The following is a 16,917-nucleotide window of genomic DNA, read 5'->3' as shown; positions in this document are numbered from 1 at the left end:
GCTACCGACCGGACGGCCGACGCGCCGGTTCCGACGGCTCGATCGTCCGACCGGTGTCCTGTCCCCGCGTCGCCGGGGCGACCAGGAACGCGGCGACCAGCAGGACGAGGGGCACGAGCATCGCCGTCTGCAGGCCGAGGTGCTCCCCGACGAAGCCGAGCAGCGGCGGCCCCACCAGGAATGCGATGTACCCGGCGGTGGCCACCACCGACACCCGGCGGTCGCCGTCGGTGGGGTGGTCGCCCGCGGCGGAGATCGACAGCGGGAACCCGAGGGCGATGCCGAGCCCCCAGACGCCGGCGGCAGCGGCGGTGACGATCGGACTCGGTGACAGCACGACGAGCAGGACCCCCACCGCACCGACCGCGGCACAGACCCGGACGACCGGGGCGCGACCGAACCGGGCGACGAGCGGGGTGCCGGCCGCACGACCGATGAGCATGGCGAGGGCGAACCCGGTGAACACGAGGGACCCGACGGACTCGGGGGCGTCGTGGTCGGTGGTCATCAGCAGCGGGAGCCAGTCGCTCGCGGCACCCTCGGCGAAGGCCATCGCCAGCGTGATGACAGCGATCATGGCGAGCTGCACGGTGAGGACGGAGCGGCGGGCTCCCCGACGGGTGCCGCGGGCAACGGCAGGCGCATCGGTCGGTGTCTCACGAGGCACCGGCCGCAGGTTCAGCGCCGCGAACACCGCCAGCGTGGCCATCACCGCGGCGCCGACGAGCAGGTGCACCCGGACCGGGGTCCCCGCAGCCGTCATGGCGATGCCGACGACCCCACCCACCACGCTGCCGAGGCTGAAGCACGCGTGCAGTACCGGCACGACCGGTCGTCCGATCTGCCGCTCGACCGCGGCGGCCTCGACGTTCAGCCCGATCTCGGCGACGCCCGCCCCGAAGCCGATCAGGAACAGCCCGGCCCAGACCCCGGCGGCGACCTGCGCCGGGGCGAGCAGCGCGACGAGCACCATGCCGACGACGGGCAGCGCGCCCCCGAGCAAGATGAGCGGGCGGTTGCCGGTCCGTCGCACCAGCGCCCCGGCGCCGAGGATCCCGATCATCGACCCGATCGACAGCCCGAGCAGGACGAGGCCCATCGCCTCGATCGAGGCGCCGAGCTCGTCGCGGATCGCGGGCGTCCGGGTGATCCACGTCGCGATCCCGAACCCGGTCACCGTCGACGTGGCGAAGAGTGCGAGTCGATGCCGCCCGGCCATGCCCCCATCTGATCGGTCCCCGGGCTACCCGTCAAGGGCGACCGCGTCCCGCGCTTAGGATCGGGCGCATGGCGACCGTCCTCCTCGTCCGTCACGGACGCACCACCGCGAACGCCACCGGCGTCCTGGCCGGACGCACCGCCGGCGTGCGACTCGACGCCGTCGGCCGCGCCCAGGCCGAGCGGACCGCGGAGCGCATCGCCGCGGTGCCCGTCGTCGCCGTGGTGTCGAGTCCGCTCGAGCGCTGCCGGCAGACCGCCCGCGCGATCCTGGACCGGCAGACGGACCGGCAGACGGACCGGCAGACCGGTGCGCCCGCCTCGCTGATCGAGCGGGCCATCACCGAGGCCGACTACGGGCAGTGGCAGGGCCGGAAGCTCGCCGACCTGGCGAAGGAGCCCCTCTGGCGCACGGTGCAGGCGAACCCGAGCGCCGTCGTGTTCCCCGGCGGTGAGTCCATGCAGACGATGCAGTCCCGGGCCGTCGCAGCCGTCCGGCGCATCGACGCCGAGGTCGAGGCGGAGCACGGACCCGGCGCCGTCTGGGTCGCGGTGAGCCACGGCGACATCATCAAGAGCGTCCTCGCCGACGCCTTCGGCATGCACCTGGATCTGTTCCAGCGCATCGGCGTCGGCCCGGCCTCGGTGTCCGTCGTGCGTTACGGCGAGCACCGCCCCGAGGTCGTCGCGACGAACACCGAGTCGGGCGATCTGTCCTGGCTGCGCACCGCCCCGGCACCCAGCGGGGACGCCGCGGTCGGCGGCGGCGCGGGCCATCCGGAACCCGATGCGCACACCGGCACCGGGCGTCCGGCGCCCGACGCGCCCGCGGGTCCTGCCGGACCCTGAACGGCCGGAGCCGAGCGCTCCTACAATGCGGGTATGCCCACCATCGTCCACGGCTTCGACTGGCCGGACCGCCTCGTCGTCGGCACCATCGGCCGTCCGGGTGAGCGCGCCTTCTACATCCAGGCCCGCTCCGGTCGGCGCGTCACCAGCGTCGCGCTCGAGAAGGAGCAGACCGCCGTGCTCGCCGACAAGATCGACGAGCTCCTCGACGAGGTGGCGACCGTCGACGACAACCGCTTCAGCGTGCCGCCGTCGGTGCCCGTCGAACTCCGCGACCCGGAGCCGCTCGACCAGCCCGTCGAGGCCGAGTTCCGCGCCGGGGCCCTGAGCCTGGGCTTCGACCCGTCCACCGCGCAGGTCGTCATCGAGGCGTACCCGATCGACGACGAGGTCGAGATCGTGTCCGAGGAGAGCGAGGACGGCATCGAGATCGAGGCCGTCGTCGAGATCCCCGAGCCCGCCGAGCTGTTCCAGGTGAAGATCCCGGTCGGCACCGCCCGGGCCTTCGTCGAGCGCACGCGCGAGGTCGTCGCCGCCGGTCGTCCGCCCGGCGACGCATGAGCGACGGCTCGCTCTCCGTCCGGGCGCGCATCCGTGAGGCGTCCAACGCCACCTTCCTCGCGGAACTCGACGGTGCGACCGTCGTCTACAAGCCCATCGAGGGCGAGCGCCCGCTGTGGGACTTCCCGGACGGCACGCTCGCCGGCCGCGAGATCGCCGCGCACCTGGTCTCCGAGGCGTTCGGCTGGGGTGTCGTCCCACCCACGTGGATGGGTGACGGTCCGTTCGGGCCCGGCATGGTGCAGCGCTGGCAGGACGTCGACCCCGAGCAGGACGCCGTCGACCTGGTGGCGCCGGAGCTCGCCGAGGCGGACGGTTCGCCCTGGCTGCCCGTGCTCGAGGCCATCGACGAACACGACCAGCCCGTCACGCTCGTGCACGAGGACTCCGAGGCCCTGCGCCGGATGGCCGTCTTCGACGTCGTCGTGAACAACGCCGACCGCAAGGGCGGGCACGTGCTCGCGATGCCCGACGGCCACCGCTTCGGCGTCGACCACGGGCTCACCTTCCACGTCGAGCACAAGCTCCGGACGGTCCTGTGGGGCTGGATCGGGGAGCCGCTCGGGCCGGACGAGCTCGAGGGCCTCGACCGGGTGTCCGACGCCCTGCGCGGCGGGCTCGGCGACGAGCTCGCCGAGCACCTGACGGACGAGGAGATCGACACGCTCCGGGCGCGCTGCGCGGCCCTGCGCGCCGTCGGGATCTTCCCGCCGCCGCCCGGTCACGGCCCCGCCGTGCCCTGGCCGCTGTTCTAGACGCACCCAGGGACGGACTGGAGGCCCGTGGCGGTGTCGCCACGGGCCTCCCGTCCGTCCCGTGTGGGCTTCAGAGCCCCCAGTCGTCGCGGAAGAGCGCGCCGCCGGCCCCGCGACGCGAGCCGAGGTACGAGCCGACCACGGCGACCCCCAGATCGTCGTTCTCCGGTGCCACGACGCTGCCGTCCACCCGCTTCGCCATCGCGTCGATGAACCGGGCGAGCCCCGGGTCCTCGCCGAGCCGGAAGAACGTCGTCTGGGCGCCGAGGCGTCCGGCGTTCTCGAGCTCCCGTACGGTCAGCGCGATCGTCACCGGGTCGGGCGGGTAGTCGAACCAGACCTGCCCGTTCGGCTCGAGGTGCGACGTCGGCTCGCCGTCGGTGACGATGAGGAGCACCGGTTGGGCCGTGGGGTGCTTGCGGAAGTGCCGGTTGGCGAGGAGCAGGGCATGGTGCAGGTTCGTGCCCTTGTCCCACATCGCGTCGAGACCGACGAGCTGTTCGACGTCCATCACCTCGGCCTCGCGACCGAAGGCGATGAGCTGCAGGTCGTCGCCGCGGAACCGGGTCGACACCAGGGTGTGCAGCGCCAGGGCGGTGCGCTTCATCGGCACCCAGCGGTCCTCCATCGCCATCGAGAACGACGTGTCGACGAGCAGCGCGACGCAGGCCTGGGTGCGGGCCTCGGTCTCCTGCACCTCGACGTCCTCGATGCTCAGGCGCACGCCGGCTCCCTGTCGTCCGCTCGCCGCCGTCCGCACCACGGCGTTCGTGATCGTGCGGGGGATGTCCCACGGCTCGGTGTCGCCGAACGCCCACTGCCGTGACGCCCCCGAGGGCTCGCCCGCGGCGCCCGAGCGACGGAGGTCCCGCGCGCCCTGGCGACCGGACATCCGCTGGGCGACGTCCTTGAGCAGGCTCTTGCCGAGCTGCCGCATCGCCTTCGGGGTGAGCCGGAGCTGCCCGTCGGCACCGCGGCGCATCGCCCCGGAGTTCCGGAGCGCCTGCTCGAGGCGCTGCAGGGTCTTCGCGTCGACCGCAGCCTCGTCGCCGAGCTGCCGGGACAGCGCGTCGAGGTCCAGGTCGTCGAGCTCCGAGCCCGGTCCGGACTGGGCGAGCTGGTCGGCGAGGGCGTCGAGGTCCGCGATGTCCTGGAACACCCCGGTGCCGTCGCCCAGCCCGAGCCCCTGTTCACCCTCCATGCGTTCGGATCCGCCCCAGTCCTCGCCGGGACGCAGTGCGCGCAGGGTGCTGTCGAGCTGGGACAGCTGCCCCATCAGGTCGGGGGAGCCGAACGCCTGCTGGGCGAGGGCGTCGAGTTCATCCCGCTGCTCCTGGGTCATCGAGTTGCGCATGCGCTGCGCCGCGGCCGCGCGGGCTGCCAGGTCGTCGAGCAGCTCGTCGACGTTCGCCGGGTTCGACGGGAAGTACTCGCCGTGCTGGTCCATGAAGTCGTCGAACTGCTGCTGGGTGTCCTCGCCGCGGGCGTGCGCCTCGAGCAGGGTGTTGAGGTCCTGCATCATCGCGCTGACCGCGGCCCGGTCCTGGTCGGTGGCGCCCTCGAGCGCCTGCTTCATGCCGGCGAAGCGCTGGTCGAGCACTTCGCGGCCGAGCAGGTCCTTGATCTCGTCGTACTTCTGCCGCGCGGCCGGGCTCGTCCAGTCGTAGTCGCCGAGTTCCTGCACCGCGGCGGCGGGGGAGGGCGACAGACTGTCGAGCTGCAGCTCGGCCAGGGCCCGGTCGCCGTCGTCGAGGTCGACGTTGCGGGCGAGCTCCCCGCGCTCGGCGAGCAGCGCCTGGTCGAGGAGCTCGCGCACCTGCTGCAGGGTGCCGTCGAGGTTGTTCTTGCTCGTCAGCTCGCGGCGTCGCTCGGCCACCCGGCGGGCCAGGTCGTCGAGACCGCGCTGCGTCCGGCCGCCGCGCCGCAGGAACTCCCGCATCGCGCGCTCGGGCGACGTGCCGCCCATCACGTCCTGTCCGATGGCGTCGAGCGCCTCGGCCAGGTCGACCGGGGCGGCGAGCGGGTCGGGGCCGTCGGTGTACCGGCCGTACCGGGTGTCGCGCGTCAGGCGCCGGTTCTGCCTAGCCATAGACGGCTTCGCCCCCGCCGGACTCCTTGCTGATGCGCCGGGCGAGGAACAGGCCCTCGAGGGCGAGCTCGATCGCGCCGGCGCGTTCGCCGTCGTTCGTGGCACCCATCCGGTCGCACACCTGGTCGTACAGGTCGGACTCGCCGATCGACGGGAGCCCTTCGAGGAATGCCCGGGCGCTGACCTGCTCGCCCGTGGTCACCATCGTGCCGCCGTCGAGCGCGTCCACGAGCACCGCGAAGTCGAGGCCCTTGAACCGGGAGCGCACGGTCTCGGCGGTCGCGGTGCGGAGCAGGTGCTCGAGGACCTCGTCGGCACGGTCCTCTTCGCCGTTCTCGAACTCGATCTTGCCGCCGAGGACGTCCACCGCGGTCTCCAGGTCGATCGGCCGCGCGACCGCCTCGTCCTCGCCCTGGCGCGCTGCGCGGTGCACCGCGGCGGCGGACACCGTCTCGGCACCGGCGATCGCGAACCGGGCGCTCACACCGCTGCGCTGGTCGACGGCGCTCGAACCACGCAGTGCCCGCGTGAACCGGGCGAGGATCTCGATCAGGGCGTCGGGGACCTCGGCCGTCAGCTGGGCCTCCTGCCGGATGACGGCGATCTCGTCGTCGAGCTCGATCGGGTAGTGCGTGCGGATCTCGGCGCCGAAGCGGTCCTTCAGCGGCGTGATGATCCGGCCGCGGTTCGTGTAGTCCTCGGGGTTCGCGCTCGCCACGACGAGCACGTCGAGCGGCAGCCGCAGCACGTAGCCGCGGATCTGGACGTCGCGCTCCTCCATCACGTTGAGCATCGCGACCTGGATGCGTTCGGCCAGGTCGGGCAGCTCGTTGATCGCGACGATGCCACGGTGCCCGCGGGGGACGAGTCCGAAGTGGATGGTCTCCGGGTCGCCCAGGCTGCGGCCCTCGGCGACCTTCATCGGGTCGACGTCGCCGATCAGGTCGGCGACGCTCGTGTCCGGCGTCGCGAGCTTCTCGACGTAGCGGTCGTCGCGGTGTCGCCAACTGATCGGCAGGGCGTCGCCGAGGTCGTCGGCGCGCCGGATGCTGGCGGTGGTGATCGGTTCGTACGGGTGCTCGCCGAGCTCGGAGCCGGTGATGACCGGCGTCCACTCGTCGAGCAGGCCCTGCAGGGTGCGGAGCAGGCGGGTCTTGCCCTGGCCACGCTCGCCGAGCAGGACGACGTCGTGCCCGGCGATCAGGGCGCGTTCGAGCTGGGGGATGACGGTGGTTTCGAAGCCGTGCAGGCCGGGCCACGGATCGGTGCCTTGGCGCAGGGCGGTGAGCAGGTTGTCGCGGATCTCGGCGCGGACCGTCTTCTGGACGTGACCAGAGGTGCGGAGCTCGCCGACCGTGCGGATGTCAGGTCGGGTCACCTCTCCGACGCTACGCCGCGTTCGCGACGGCGACCAGGGTCGGACTGGAGGCGCGTGGCGGGCCCGCACCGGGCCTCCCGTCCGCTTGTGGGTTTCCATCGCACTTGCGATCATTGAGATCCCGGCGACGGAGCCGGATTCGAAGTAGGGGGATCCGGCTCCGCCCCCGGTTCCTCGTTCCGCATCTGAACCACATCGGCGATCTCGGCGTACGGTCCCATTTCGTGAGCAGCGCGAACGCAACCATCAAGAGCCTGGTGCCCGCCAGGATGGACCGCTTGCCGTGGACCCGGTTCCACTGGAGCGTCGTCGTCGGACTCGGCGTGTCCTGGATCCTCGACGGTCTCGAGATCCAGATCGTCTCGAACGCGGGTTTCCAGGCGGACCTGAACCTGTCCACACAGCAGGTGACGTCCCTCGGCACGATCTACCTGGTCGGCCAGGTCGTCGGTGCCCTGGTGTTCGGGCGCATGTCCGACCGGTTGGGGCGGCGCAAGCTGTTCATCCTGACGCTCGCGATCTACCTGATCGGTTCGGGCATCGCGGGCCTCGCGCAGGACTTCTGGTTCCTGGCGGCCTTCCGGTTCGTCGCGGGTCTGGGCATCGGCGGCGAGTACGCGGCGATCAACTCGGCGATCGACGAGCTCATCCCGGCGAAGTACCGCGGGCACGTCGACATCGCCATCAACGGCACGTACTGGGGCGGTGCCGCACTCGGCGCGTTCGCGAACATCTACCTGCTCGACACGTCCTACTTCGCCGAGAACATCGGCTGGCGCATCGGGTTCTTCCTGGGCCCGGTGCTCGGCATCGCGATCATCTTCCTGCGACGCCACATCCCGGAGAGTCCGCGGTGGCTGATGACGCACGGGCGCGAGGAAGAGGCCGAGGCGACCGTCTCCCGCATCGAGGCGTCGGTGGAGAAGGCGACCGGCAAGCCGCTGCCCGAGGTCGACCAGTCGAAGGCGATGACGGTCACGCCGACCGACCGCGTCGGGTTCCTGGCCATCGCGCGCGTGCTGCTGAAGCAGTACCCGACCCGCACGCTCGTCGGCGCGACGATGATGATCACCCAGGCGTTCCTGTACAACGCGATCTTCTTCACCTACGCCCTCGTGCTCACGAACTTCTTCGGTCTGAAGACGGCGGAGACGGCGGTCTACTTCTTCCCGTTCGCGATCGGCAACCTGCTCGGCCCGATCATCCTGGGGCGCTTCTTCGACACCTGGGGTCGTCGGCAGATGATCTTCCTGACGTACCTGGTCTCGGGCCTCGTGCTCGCCACGTCCGCGTTCCTGTTCCGGGCGGACGCGATCTCGGCGACGGTGCAGGTCGCGTTCTGGTGCGTCTCGTTCTTCTTCGCCTCGGCCGGTGCGTCGAGCGCCTACCTGACCGTCAGCGAGATCTTCCCGCTCGAGCTGCGGTCGCAGGCGATCTCGTACTTCTTCGCCCTGGCGCAGATCTTCGGTGCGGTCGCGCCGGCGATCTACGGTGCCTTCATCGGTGACGGCTCGTCGCGGGAGCCGCTGTTCTGGGGGTACCTGCTCGGATCCGCGGTGATGATCGGCGGCGGCGTGGTGGCCTTGATATTCGGGGTCGACGCCGCGCGGAAGGGGCTGGAAGACGTCACCCAACCGCTCTCCGTGCTCACCGGGGACGCGAAGTCCGACCGGAGGTGAGCCCTGCGGCGGCGGCCTGACATTCTGTATTCAGAGTGTTTAGCGCCGCCGTCGCAGCGCTGTCACTGTGCCTGCATGGCACTCCTCCACAGCGCGACACCGGCGACCACGATCCACGGCAGCGACCGCCCTCGCCTCGGGGGTGCCGTCCGTGCGTGAGCCTGGGCTGATGGAGCACACCCCCATCCGAGCCGGTGCCGGCGGCCTCGATCCCCACGGCCTGCGTCGCAGCCTGCTGCGCGACGCGGTGTTCCTGCGACTGCTCGACAACGTCCTGCGGGGGGAGTACCGCCGCGGGCAGCGCTTGCGGCTCGACACCCTGGCATCGGACATGCGGGTGTCGCGCACACCGGTGCGCGAAGCCCTCGTGACCCTCGAGTCCCTGCAGCTGGCCAGCGTGCAGCGCTACGTCGGTGTGGTGATCTCGCAGTGGTCGGTCGACCAGATGATCGAGCGACTGCGGATCGCCCAGGCTCTGCTCGTCGATCCGCCGTCGAACTCCGTCGGGTACCACGACCGGTTCGACAAGGTGTGGCTGCGGGAGTGCTGGACCGAGGCCGGCGCCTTCGTCGAACTCGGCGCCTGGTACCTGCGGCGCCGCGGGTCGTCGGTCAGTGGCGACTGGTTGCTGTCGCAGCGCATCGTGCTCGACATGTTCTTCACCGACGACGTCGCCCTGGCGAACGGGATCGATGCCGTGGTCGACCGGCGACGACGGGTCGAGATCGTCGAGCGGGCCGTGGCCGCTGCTGAGCGAGACGCCCTCGACGACTGTGCCGCGGCGCTCCTCGACCTGTCGTCCGCCCTGATCGCCCTGCCCGACCGCTTCCGGGTGGTCGTGTCGGCCTGAACCGACCTCGGCTGCGGATCCGCTCAGGTCCGCGCCGACCGCCGTGGATCCGCAGGTCGCGGCACTGAGCAGCGAGTGTCACCGGTGTCCCTCGCACTGGATCGTCAGGCAACGTCGTGGCAGCCTTGACCGGTTGCCGTCCCCGGCGTGTCCACCGACGACAGGAGTGCCCGTGAACGACGTCCGCGATCGATCCCACCGCTTGAACCGAGCGTCCGGGATCGCACGGCACGGACGTCTGCGGCGCTCGAGCCCCTTCGCGACCGCTGCCAAGACGGTCTCCGCCGTCGTCGCAGTGGCCCTGGTGAGTTCGGTCTCGGTCACGGCGATCGCGGCGAAGCAGGTCACGGACGACCTCGGTGACGGCGTCGAGATCGAGGGCCAGCCCGCACCGCAGGCGAAGGGCGGCGCGAAGCCGATCAGCGCCTTCAAGGGCGGGTTCAACATGCTCGTCGTCGGCACCGACAACGACCCCGAGCAGAGTGCTGCCTTCGGGGAGCGCGATGCGACACTCAACGACGTCAACATCCTGCTGCACGTCTCGGCCGACCACACCAACGCGACCGCGGTGAGCATCCCGCGCGACCTCGTCACGCCGATCCCGGCCTGCAAGAAGACCGACGGCACGGGCACGGCCCCGGCGATGGCGGCGCAGCCGATCAACACCTCGTTCGGCGAGGGCGGCCTGAACTGCGTCACCCAGACGGTCGCCGGGTTGACCGGGCTCGACATCCAGTACTCGGCCGCGGTGTCGTTCAAGGGCGTCATCGAGATGTCGAACGCGATCGGCGGCGTGCCGGTCTGCGTCGCCCAGCCGATCACCGACTCGTACACCGGGCTGAACCTGCCGGCCGGCACCTCGACCCTGCAGGGCGACGAGGCCCTGGCGTTCCTGCGCACCCGGCACGGGGTCGGCGACGGATCGGACCTCGGCCGGATCTCGAGCCAGCAGGTGTTCCTGTCGTCGCTCCTCCGCACCGTGAAGTCGAACGACACCCTCGGTTCGCCGGCCCGCCTGTACAAGCTGGCCCGGGCGGCGGCGTCGAACATGCAGCTGTCGCAGAGCCTGAACGACATCGGGACGATGGTGCAGATGGGCCTGGCGCTGCGCGACCTGCCGCTGGCGCAGGTGAACTTCGTGCAGTACCCGGGCACCACGGGCGGCACCGGCGTCTACGAGGGCAAGGTCGAACCGACCACGTACCTGGCCGACCGGCTGTTCGCGAAGATCAAGGCCGACCAGTCGTTCTCCCTCGGGGCGGACAGCACGGGCATCGGGTCCGAGACGAGTCCGACGCAGCCGAACCCGACGCAGCCGACCGCTGCACCGTCGTCGCCGGCCGCTGCGCCGGAGCCCGCGACCCCCGCGACACCGGCAGCGCCGTCGTCCGCTGCGCCGCGCACCCCCTCGGCGACGCCCGAGACCATCGACGGGCTCGAGGGCCAGTCCGCCGACCAGCAGACCTGCTCCAAGGCGTTCGGGTACTGAGGCGCGGGCGGGCGGTTGCTTGCTTGGCGCCTCCCGCCCTTGCCCCCTTCCGCGAAAGCGACAGTCTGCCGCCGAACATCCGCGGCACTCTGTCGCCCTGGCACCTGTGACGGCCGAGCTCGGTGGCGCAGTGTCGCTTTCGTGGGCCCGCCGTTGCCGTGCGCGCGCCCGAACGTCAGCAGTGCACCCGCCCCCGAACGCAGAAACGGGGGCGCGGTGGTGGGCCGCGCCCCCAGGGGAAGTCGCTCCCCGCCGGGCGCCACGCGATCGGGCGCGCCGGGCCCGCACGGGGAACGACGTCGGGTGCTGTGTCGCGACGACGGGGACGAGCCCCGGAACGTGATTGCCGCGTCCCGATGATGGTATGCAGTGGGGTACGCCCCGACAACCCCCACGTGTCCCCACTTCGGGGGACCGAGTGTGACGGGTCGTGCCACGCGCGGGTGTGCGTCGGGTCGAGAGTGGCGCGGTCCTCCTGTATGGTGGTCGCAGCGCTCGCGAGAGTGCTTGGAGACGTCGCATAGTCCGGCCGAGTGCACCACCCTGCTAAGGTGGAGTCCCCTTTGAGGGGACCGAGGGTTCAAATCCCTCCGTCTCCGCACGCCGATGAACCCCGGTCCGATCGGACCGGGGTTTCGTCGTTCTCAGGCCCGAAGCGCCCGCGTCAGACGGTCACGATGCTCCCCGTCGTCGTGGTCCGCACTCCCGCACGCCCCCGACGCACCGCGCCCATCGCGACGAGCGTGAGTGCCACGGCCGCCAGGGTGATCCCCGAGCCCGCCCAGATCGGCGACGTGTACCCGAGCCCGCCGGCGATGGTCAGGCCACCGATCCAAGCGCCGAGTGCGTTGCCGAGGTTGAACGCGGCGATGTTCGCCCCGCTCGCGAGGGTCGGCGCGTGGTCGGCGTACTGCATCACCCGCGTCTGCAGGGCCGGGACGGTCGCGAACCCGAACGCCCCCATCAACACGAGGGCGATCACGGTGAGCACCGGCGAGGTCGCGACGAGGGCGAACACCGCGAGCACCACGGTCAGCACGACGAGCACCACGAGCAGCGTGCGGTCGATCGAGCGGGCCGCGAGCTTGCCGCCGGCGAAGTTGCCGACGAACAGCCCGATGCCGAACACGATGAGCAGCCACGGCACCGCCGACGACGGGAACCCGGACACCGAGGTCAGCGTGTACGCGATGTAGGTGAAGGCGCCGAACATCCCGCCGTAGCCGAGCACGGTCATGCCGAGCGACAGCCAGACCTGCCCGGACCGGAAGGCGCCGAGCTCGCGGGCGAGGGACGGAACCTCGGTGGAGCGGACTGCGGGGACGAGGAGGAGCACGCCGATCAGGGCGACGACGCCGATGGCCGCGATCGCCCAGAACGTCGCACGCCAGCCGGCGGCCTGGCCGAGGAAGGTGCCGAACGGCACGCCGAGCACGTTCGACGCGGTGAGCCCGGTGAACATGAGCGCGACGGCCGAGGCGCGCTTGGACCGCTCGACCATGTTCGCGGCGACGACCGAGCCGATGCCGAAGAACGCTCCGTGGCACAGGGCAGCGATGACACGGCCGGTCATCATCACGCCGTAGGTCGGGGCGATCGCGGACAGGGTGTTGCCGACGATGAACAGCACGAGCAGCCCGAGCAGGACGGGCTTGCGGGGGAGTCGCGTGGTCGCGGCGGTGAGCCCGAGGGCCCCGACGATGACCGCCAGGGCGTACCCGGTGACGAGCCAGCCGGCGGTGGTCTCGGTGACGCCGTAGTCGGCCGCCACCTCGGGCAGCAGGCCGGTGATGACGAACTCGGTCAGGCCGATGCCGAATCCGCCGAGTGCGAGGGCGATGAGTCCCGCGGGCATGGATGTCCTTCCGTTGTGCAGCTGTGCCGCGTACGCTTGTTGTTGCAGACGCGGGATATCGATAGTTGCACACGCGGGGTATCCGCGCAAGCAACTGTCGCCGTCTGCACCGACCGAAGGAGCCCCGATGTCCGTCGACGACACCTCCACCGCCGTCCGTGCCCACGGCTGGCGCACCCTGGCGGCGCTGCACGGCCTGATCGAGACGCGCCTGGAGCGAGCCCTCCGGCAGGTCGACCTGTCCGTCGTGGAGTTCACGGTGCTCGATGCCCTGCGCCGCCAGGACGGCTTCCACATGCGCATGCAGCAGCTCGCCCGCGCGGCCGCCCTCAGCCCGAGTGCGACCACTCGACTGGTGAACCGGCTCGAGGAGCGTGCCCTGCTGACCCGTGTCCTGTGCGCCGACGACCGTCGCGGGCTCTACACGGAGCTCACGCACGCCGGGCAGGTCCTGCTCGAGCGTGCGACACCGATCCACGCCGAGGCGCTCGAGGGAGCCCTCGCCGAGGCGCACGAGGTCCCCGAACTCGCCGACCTGGCCGAGTCCGTCGACCGGCTCGAGGGTGCGCGCGTCTGACCTCGGGTCACCTCGCACCCGGCCTGGAGGCCCGGCGCACCTCCGCCCCGCCGGCGTCGGCCCCAGGGCGGCCACCACTCAGGCGCGCGGCGGCCCCGTCGTCGACCGCACGACGAGCGTCGGGGGCACGAGTGTCCTGATGGGATCCGTCGGCGTCCCCGCTGCGGCGCCGATCCGCTCGACCAACCGCGCAGCCGCCAGGCGCCCGACCTCGTCGTTGTGCGGGTCGACCGTCGTCAGGCGCAGCAGGGGTGACGCGGCGAGCGGGGTCTCGTCGTTGCCGATCACCGAGACGTCCTGCGGCACGCGGAGTCCGGCTTCCTGCACGGCGGCGATCGCGCCCATCGCCATGACGTCGTTCGCGGCGAACACCGCGGTCAGGTCGGGGTGCTCCCGGAGTGCGAGCCGCATGCCCTCGTAGCCGGTCGTCTCCGAGGTCGGGCCGGAGCCGTAGACCAGTGGCTCGATGCCGGACGCGACCAGCTGCGCGACGGTGGCGTCGCGGCGGAGCGCAGCCGGGCCTCCCGAGCCGGTGACGTGGGCGATGCGGCGGTGACCCAGGCCGATCAGGTGATCCGCTGCCAACCGCCCGCCGGCGGCTTCGTCGGAGGCGACCACGTCGAGTCCGCCGGGGACCTCCTCGCGCGCGCCGGCGACCACGACCGGGGTGTCGGCGGGGACGACGACGTCGGGGAAGCCCTCGGCGGCGAGCACCACGCCGTCGACCCGCAGGGAGACCAGGTCGTCGAACGGGGACGAGTCGAGGTGGGCGTTGGCGCGGGTGTCGGCGAGGGTGAGGCGGAGGCCGTGCGGGGCGAGGGCCTCGCGGATGCCGTCGAGCATCGGGACGTACCAGGGGTTCCGGAAGTCGTCGACGATGACCCCGATGGTGCGGGTCCGGGTGCCGGCGAGGATGGCGGCGGCGCGGTTCGGGCGGTAGCCGAGCTCCGCGACGGCGGCGAGCACCGCGGAGCGGCGGGCGGGGGAGACCCCGGGATCGTCGCGCAGCACCATCGACACCAGGGACTTCGAGACGCCTGCGCGTGCGGCGACGTCGATGATCGTCGGCGGGCGAGGGGTCACGCTGAGCCTTTCCGGCACGGTGCTTGACAGGACATGGGCTGGTGCGGCTACAGTCTACCGACACGTTCTGGAACGTTCCAGAATCAGGATCCAGCGACCTTCTCGAAGGAGAGAACATGAGCGACAGCATCGGCGTCGCCGTCATCGGCGCGGGCATGGCGGGCAAGGCCCACATGGCTGCGTGGCGGAACGCACCCTCCCTCTTCACCTCGACGCTGCCGCCGGTCCGGCTCGTCTCGGTCGGCGACGTCTACGAGCCCCTCGCCGCCGAGGCCGCACGGCGCTTCGGCTACGAGCGGCACGACACCGACTGGCGGGCCATCGCGGCGGCGGACGACATCGACGTGGTGAGCGTCGTCGTCGCGAACACCCTGCACCGCGAGATCGTCGAGGGGCTGCTCGCCGCCGGCAAGCACGTGCTGTGCGAGAAGCCGCTGTCCGACTCGCTCGACGATGCCCGCGCGATGGCGTCCGCGGCGGCAGAGGCCGAGCAGCGCGGGGTGCTCGGCCGCATCGGCTTCACCTACCGCCGGGCTCCCGGGCTCGCTGCGATCAAGGAGCTCGTCGAGGACGGCACGCTCGGCCGGGTCCTGCACGTCTCCGGCCGGTACTGGACCGACTACGGTGCCTCGCCCGACGTCCCGTTCTCGTGGCGTTTCGCGGGGGCGCCCGGTTCCGGGGCGCTCGCCGACGTCGGCTCGCACCTGTCCTACGTCGCCGAGTTCCTGGCCGGCCCGGTCCGGAGCGTCAGCGGTGGGACGTTCACCACATCGATCACCGAGCGACCCGTGGCCGCCGGACACGCCCTGCGGGGGCAGGCCGTCCCGCTCACCGGTGCGACCGAGGCCGTCGGCAACGACGACTACGCCACGTTCAGCGCACGGTTCGGCGACGGCACGGTCGTCGGGTCGCTCGAGGCCTCCCGCGTCGCGGCCGGGCACCCGAACGGCCTCGTCATCGAGGTGTTCTGCGAGCGCGGCGCCGCCCGCTGGGACCAGGAGCGCGCCTCCGAGATCGGCCTCGCGCTGCAGTCCGACGGCTCGCGCACGGGTGGGTACCGCCAGGTCGTGCTCGGCCCCGACCACCCCTACGTCGCGGGTGGCATGGCGATGGACGCCCCGGGGGTCGGCTGGGGGCAGAACCAGATGTTCGAGTACCAGGCGCGGGCGTTCCTCGACGAGATCGCGGGGCTGTCCGGCGCCGTGCTCGACGCCCTGCCCGCGAACGCCACGTTCGACGACGGCGTGCACAACATGGAGGTCCTCGACGCGGTGGTACGGTCCGCCGCAGCCGGGGGCACGTCCGTCGACGTTGCCGACGCCGTCGTCCCGACCACGGAGGGTGGTGTCCGCGCATGAAACTCGGCCTCTACAACGCGATCCTGCACGACCGGCCCCTCGCCGACGCACTCCGCGTCATCGCGGCCAACGGCCTCACCGGCATCGAGCTGAACACCGGCGGGTTCCTGCCCCCGGTGCACGTGCCTGACATCGACGCGATCCTGCAGGACGACGGGGCGCGTGACGCGTTCCTCGCGCAGTTCGCGGGGACCGGCGTCGAGATCGCCGGGCTCAACTGCAACGGCAACCCGCTGCACCCCGACCCGGCGATCGGTCCCGCGCACGCCGAGGACGTCCGGCGCAGCATCCGTCTGGCGGCCCGCCTCGGGCAGGACCGCGTCGTCACGATGTCCGGACTCCCGGCGGGGGAGCCGGGCGGGACACGGCCGAACTGGATCGTGAACGCCTGGAACTCGGCTGCGCTCGACGTCCTCGAGCACCAGTGGAGCGTCGCGGTGCCGTTCTGGCAGGAGATCGACGCCCTGGCCCGGGAGCACGGCGTCAAGGTCGCACTCGAGCTGCACCCGCAGAACCTCGTGTTCAACCCGGCGTCGATCCGGGAGCTCGTCGAGCGCGGCGGGCTGACCAACGTCGGGGTGGAACTCGACGCCTCGCACCTGTTCTGGCAGCAGATGGACCCGGTGGCGGTCGCCCACGACCTCGGCCCGCTCGTGTTCCACGCCGCCGCGAAGGACGTCCGGATCAACCCGCACGCCGCGATCAACGGGGTGCTCGACAACTCGTTCCGCCGGTTGACGCCGGACGAATCACGGACGAACCTCGGCGGCGACGAGTGGGCGAACGAGTGGCCGAAACCGTCGGCGTGGGACTTCGTCGCGCTCGGCAAGGGCCACGACGAGGCGTACTGGACGACGTTCCTCGAGGCCCTGCGTGCGATCGACCCGGACATGTGGGTGAACATCGAGCACGAGGACACCGAGCTCGGGCGCGAAGAAGGGGTCGCGGTCGCCGCACGCGTGCTGCGCGCCGCGGACGCGGCGCTGGCGCCCCGGTCCTGACGGTCCGTCAGCCGACCCGGACACTGCCTGGAGGCCCGTGAACCGTTCCGCGCACCGGGTGACGGATCGGCGTGTGGCGGGTGCCTCCCGGCCACACCACACGCGGATCGGCCACCGGTGCGCGGAACGACCAGTCCGTGCACCCGTACCGGGTGCTGTCACCGGCCCGATGTAG

At 71.7% G+C, this 16,917-nt stretch carries 14 protein-coding genes and 1 tRNA gene; 10 read left to right on the top strand and 5 right to left on the bottom strand.

The window, feature by feature from the left end:
• Position 1: 1 nt before the first annotated feature.
• Positions 2 to 1,219 (bottom strand): MFS transporter, encoded by a 1,218-nt coding sequence (locus DEJ08_RS14330; RefSeq protein ID WP_111055399.1) that lies wholly within the window; start codon positions 1,217 to 1,219, stop codon positions 2 to 4.
• Between the two features lie 68 nt (positions 1,220 to 1,287).
• On the opposite strand from DEJ08_RS14330, the gene DEJ08_RS14325 reads away from it, so the two are divergent.
• From DEJ08_RS14325 to DEJ08_RS14315, 3 genes are read left to right on the top strand one after another with little or no spacing between them, the layout of a single operon-like run.
• A complete protein-coding gene (locus DEJ08_RS14325) occupies positions 1,288 to 2,067 on the top strand; it encodes an MSMEG_4193 family putative phosphomutase (protein WP_111055398.1) in 780 nt (259 codons plus the stop codon).
• Positions 2,068 to 2,100: 33 nt separating this feature from the next.
• On the top strand, positions 2,101 to 2,628 hold the full coding sequence (locus DEJ08_RS14320; protein WP_071406497.1) for a DUF3090 domain-containing protein: 528 nt from the start codon (positions 2,101 to 2,103) through the stop codon (positions 2,626 to 2,628).
• Entirely contained in the window at positions 2,625 to 3,383 is a 759-nt protein-coding gene (locus tag DEJ08_RS14315) for an SCO1664 family protein (RefSeq protein WP_111055397.1), read from the top strand. Before DEJ08_RS14320 ends, DEJ08_RS14315 begins: the two co-directional genes overlap by 4 nt.
• 70 nt (positions 3,384 to 3,453) lie before the next feature.
• Here DEJ08_RS14315 and DEJ08_RS14310 read toward each other — a convergent pair whose 3' ends face one another.
• Positions 3,454 to 5,472 (bottom strand): vWA domain-containing protein, encoded by a 2,019-nt coding sequence (locus tag DEJ08_RS14310; protein WP_111055396.1) that lies wholly within the window; start codon positions 5,470 to 5,472, stop codon positions 3,454 to 3,456.
• A complete protein-coding gene (locus DEJ08_RS14305; RefSeq protein WP_027466108.1) occupies positions 5,465 to 6,850 on the bottom strand; it encodes a MoxR family ATPase in 1,386 nt (461 codons plus the stop codon). The genes DEJ08_RS14310 and DEJ08_RS14305 overlap by 8 nt, the downstream gene beginning before the upstream one ends.
• A 224-nt stretch (positions 6,851 to 7,074) precedes the next feature.
• Between DEJ08_RS14305 and DEJ08_RS14300 the strand changes: the two genes are divergently transcribed.
• From DEJ08_RS14300 to DEJ08_RS14285, 4 genes are all read left to right on the top strand, one after another.
• Positions 7,075 to 8,529, top strand: a complete 1,455-nt coding sequence (locus DEJ08_RS14300; RefSeq protein ID WP_372444921.1) for an MFS transporter — start codon at positions 7,075 to 7,077, stop codon at positions 8,527 to 8,529.
• Positions 8,530 to 8,698: 169 nt separating this feature from the next.
• Positions 8,699 to 9,379 (top strand): GntR family transcriptional regulator, encoded by a 681-nt coding sequence (locus DEJ08_RS14295; protein ID WP_111029874.1) that lies wholly within the window; start codon positions 8,699 to 8,701, stop codon positions 9,377 to 9,379.
• A gap of 172 nt (positions 9,380 to 9,551) precedes the next feature.
• On the top strand, positions 9,552 to 10,868 hold the full coding sequence (locus DEJ08_RS14290) for an LCP family protein (RefSeq protein WP_111055414.1): 1,317 nt from the start codon (positions 9,552 to 9,554) through the stop codon (positions 10,866 to 10,868).
• Positions 10,869 to 11,377: 509 nt separating this feature from the next.
• A tRNA-Ser gene (locus tag DEJ08_RS14285) sits at positions 11,378 to 11,467 on the top strand.
• A 65-nt stretch (positions 11,468 to 11,532) separates the two neighbouring features.
• Here the strand turns inward: DEJ08_RS14285 and DEJ08_RS14280 are convergent.
• Positions 11,533 to 12,723, bottom strand: coding sequence for an MFS transporter (locus DEJ08_RS14280; protein ID WP_111055395.1), 1,191 nt, complete (start codon positions 12,721 to 12,723; stop codon positions 11,533 to 11,535).
• A gap of 127 nt (positions 12,724 to 12,850) precedes the next feature.
• On the opposite strand from DEJ08_RS14280, the gene DEJ08_RS14275 reads away from it, so the two are divergent.
• Positions 12,851 to 13,300, top strand: a complete 450-nt coding sequence (locus DEJ08_RS14275) for a MarR family winged helix-turn-helix transcriptional regulator (protein WP_071406491.1) — start codon at positions 12,851 to 12,853, stop codon at positions 13,298 to 13,300.
• Between the two features lie 78 nt (positions 13,301 to 13,378).
• Here DEJ08_RS14275 and DEJ08_RS14270 read toward each other — a convergent pair whose 3' ends face one another.
• Positions 13,379 to 14,383: a LacI family DNA-binding transcriptional regulator gene (locus DEJ08_RS14270; RefSeq protein ID WP_111055394.1), complete on the bottom strand. Its 1,005-nt coding sequence runs from the start codon at positions 14,381 to 14,383 to the stop codon at positions 13,379 to 13,381.
• Between the two features lie 116 nt (positions 14,384 to 14,499).
• On the opposite strand from DEJ08_RS14270, the gene DEJ08_RS14265 reads away from it, so the two are divergent.
• Positions 14,500 to 15,741, top strand: coding sequence for a Gfo/Idh/MocA family protein (locus DEJ08_RS14265; RefSeq protein WP_111055393.1), 1,242 nt, complete (start codon positions 14,500 to 14,502; stop codon positions 15,739 to 15,741).
• The gene (locus DEJ08_RS14260; protein WP_111055392.1) at positions 15,738 to 16,742 is read left to right on the top strand and encodes a sugar phosphate isomerase/epimerase family protein; all 1,005 of its coding nucleotides are present in this window, start codon (positions 15,738 to 15,740) and stop codon (positions 16,740 to 16,742) included. The genes DEJ08_RS14265 and DEJ08_RS14260 overlap by 4 nt, the downstream gene beginning before the upstream one ends.
• The last annotated feature ends 175 nt before the right edge of the window (positions 16,743 to 16,917 follow it).

It is taken from the genome of Curtobacterium sp. MCLR17_054, assembly GCF_003234335.2.
Taxonomy (GTDB): Bacteria; Actinomycetota; Actinomycetes; order Actinomycetales; family Microbacteriaceae; genus Curtobacterium; species Curtobacterium flaccumfaciens.
Note: the sequence above shows the minus strand (reverse complement) of the source record. Positions and strands in the feature narration are given on the sequence as shown.

Excerpts from the sequence above, each read along its gene's own strand:
- DEJ08_RS14320 (WP_071406497.1), top strand. The coding sequence starts at position 2,101 with ATGCCCACCATCGTCCACGGCTTCGACTGGCCGGACCGCCTCGTCGTC.
- DEJ08_RS14315 (WP_111055397.1), top strand. The coding sequence starts at position 2,625 with ATGAGCGACGGCTCGCTCTCCGTCCGGGCGCGCATCCGTGAGGCGTCC.
- DEJ08_RS14295 (WP_111029874.1), top strand. The coding sequence starts at position 8,699 with ATGGAGCACACCCCCATCCGAGCCGGTGCCGGCGGCCTCGATCCCCAC.
- DEJ08_RS14265 (WP_111055393.1), top strand. The coding sequence starts at position 14,500 with ATGAGCGACAGCATCGGCGTCGCCGTCATCGGCGCGGGCATGGCGGGC.
- DEJ08_RS14310 (WP_111055396.1), bottom strand. The coding sequence starts at position 5,472 with ATGGCTAGGCAGAACCGGCGCCTGACGCGCGACACCCGGTACGGCCGG.
- DEJ08_RS14275 (WP_071406491.1), top strand. The coding sequence starts at position 12,851 with ATGTCCGTCGACGACACCTCCACCGCCGTCCGTGCCCACGGCTGGCGC.
- DEJ08_RS14280 (WP_111055395.1), bottom strand. The coding sequence starts at position 12,723 with ATGCCCGCGGGACTCATCGCCCTCGCACTCGGCGGATTCGGCATCGGC.
- DEJ08_RS14260 (WP_111055392.1), top strand. The coding sequence starts at position 15,738 with ATGAAACTCGGCCTCTACAACGCGATCCTGCACGACCGGCCCCTCGCC.
- DEJ08_RS14325 (WP_111055398.1), top strand. The coding sequence starts at position 1,288 with ATGGCGACCGTCCTCCTCGTCCGTCACGGACGCACCACCGCGAACGCC.
- DEJ08_RS14330 (WP_111055399.1), bottom strand. The coding sequence starts at position 1,219 with ATGGCCGGGCGGCATCGACTCGCACTCTTCGCCACGTCGACGGTGACC.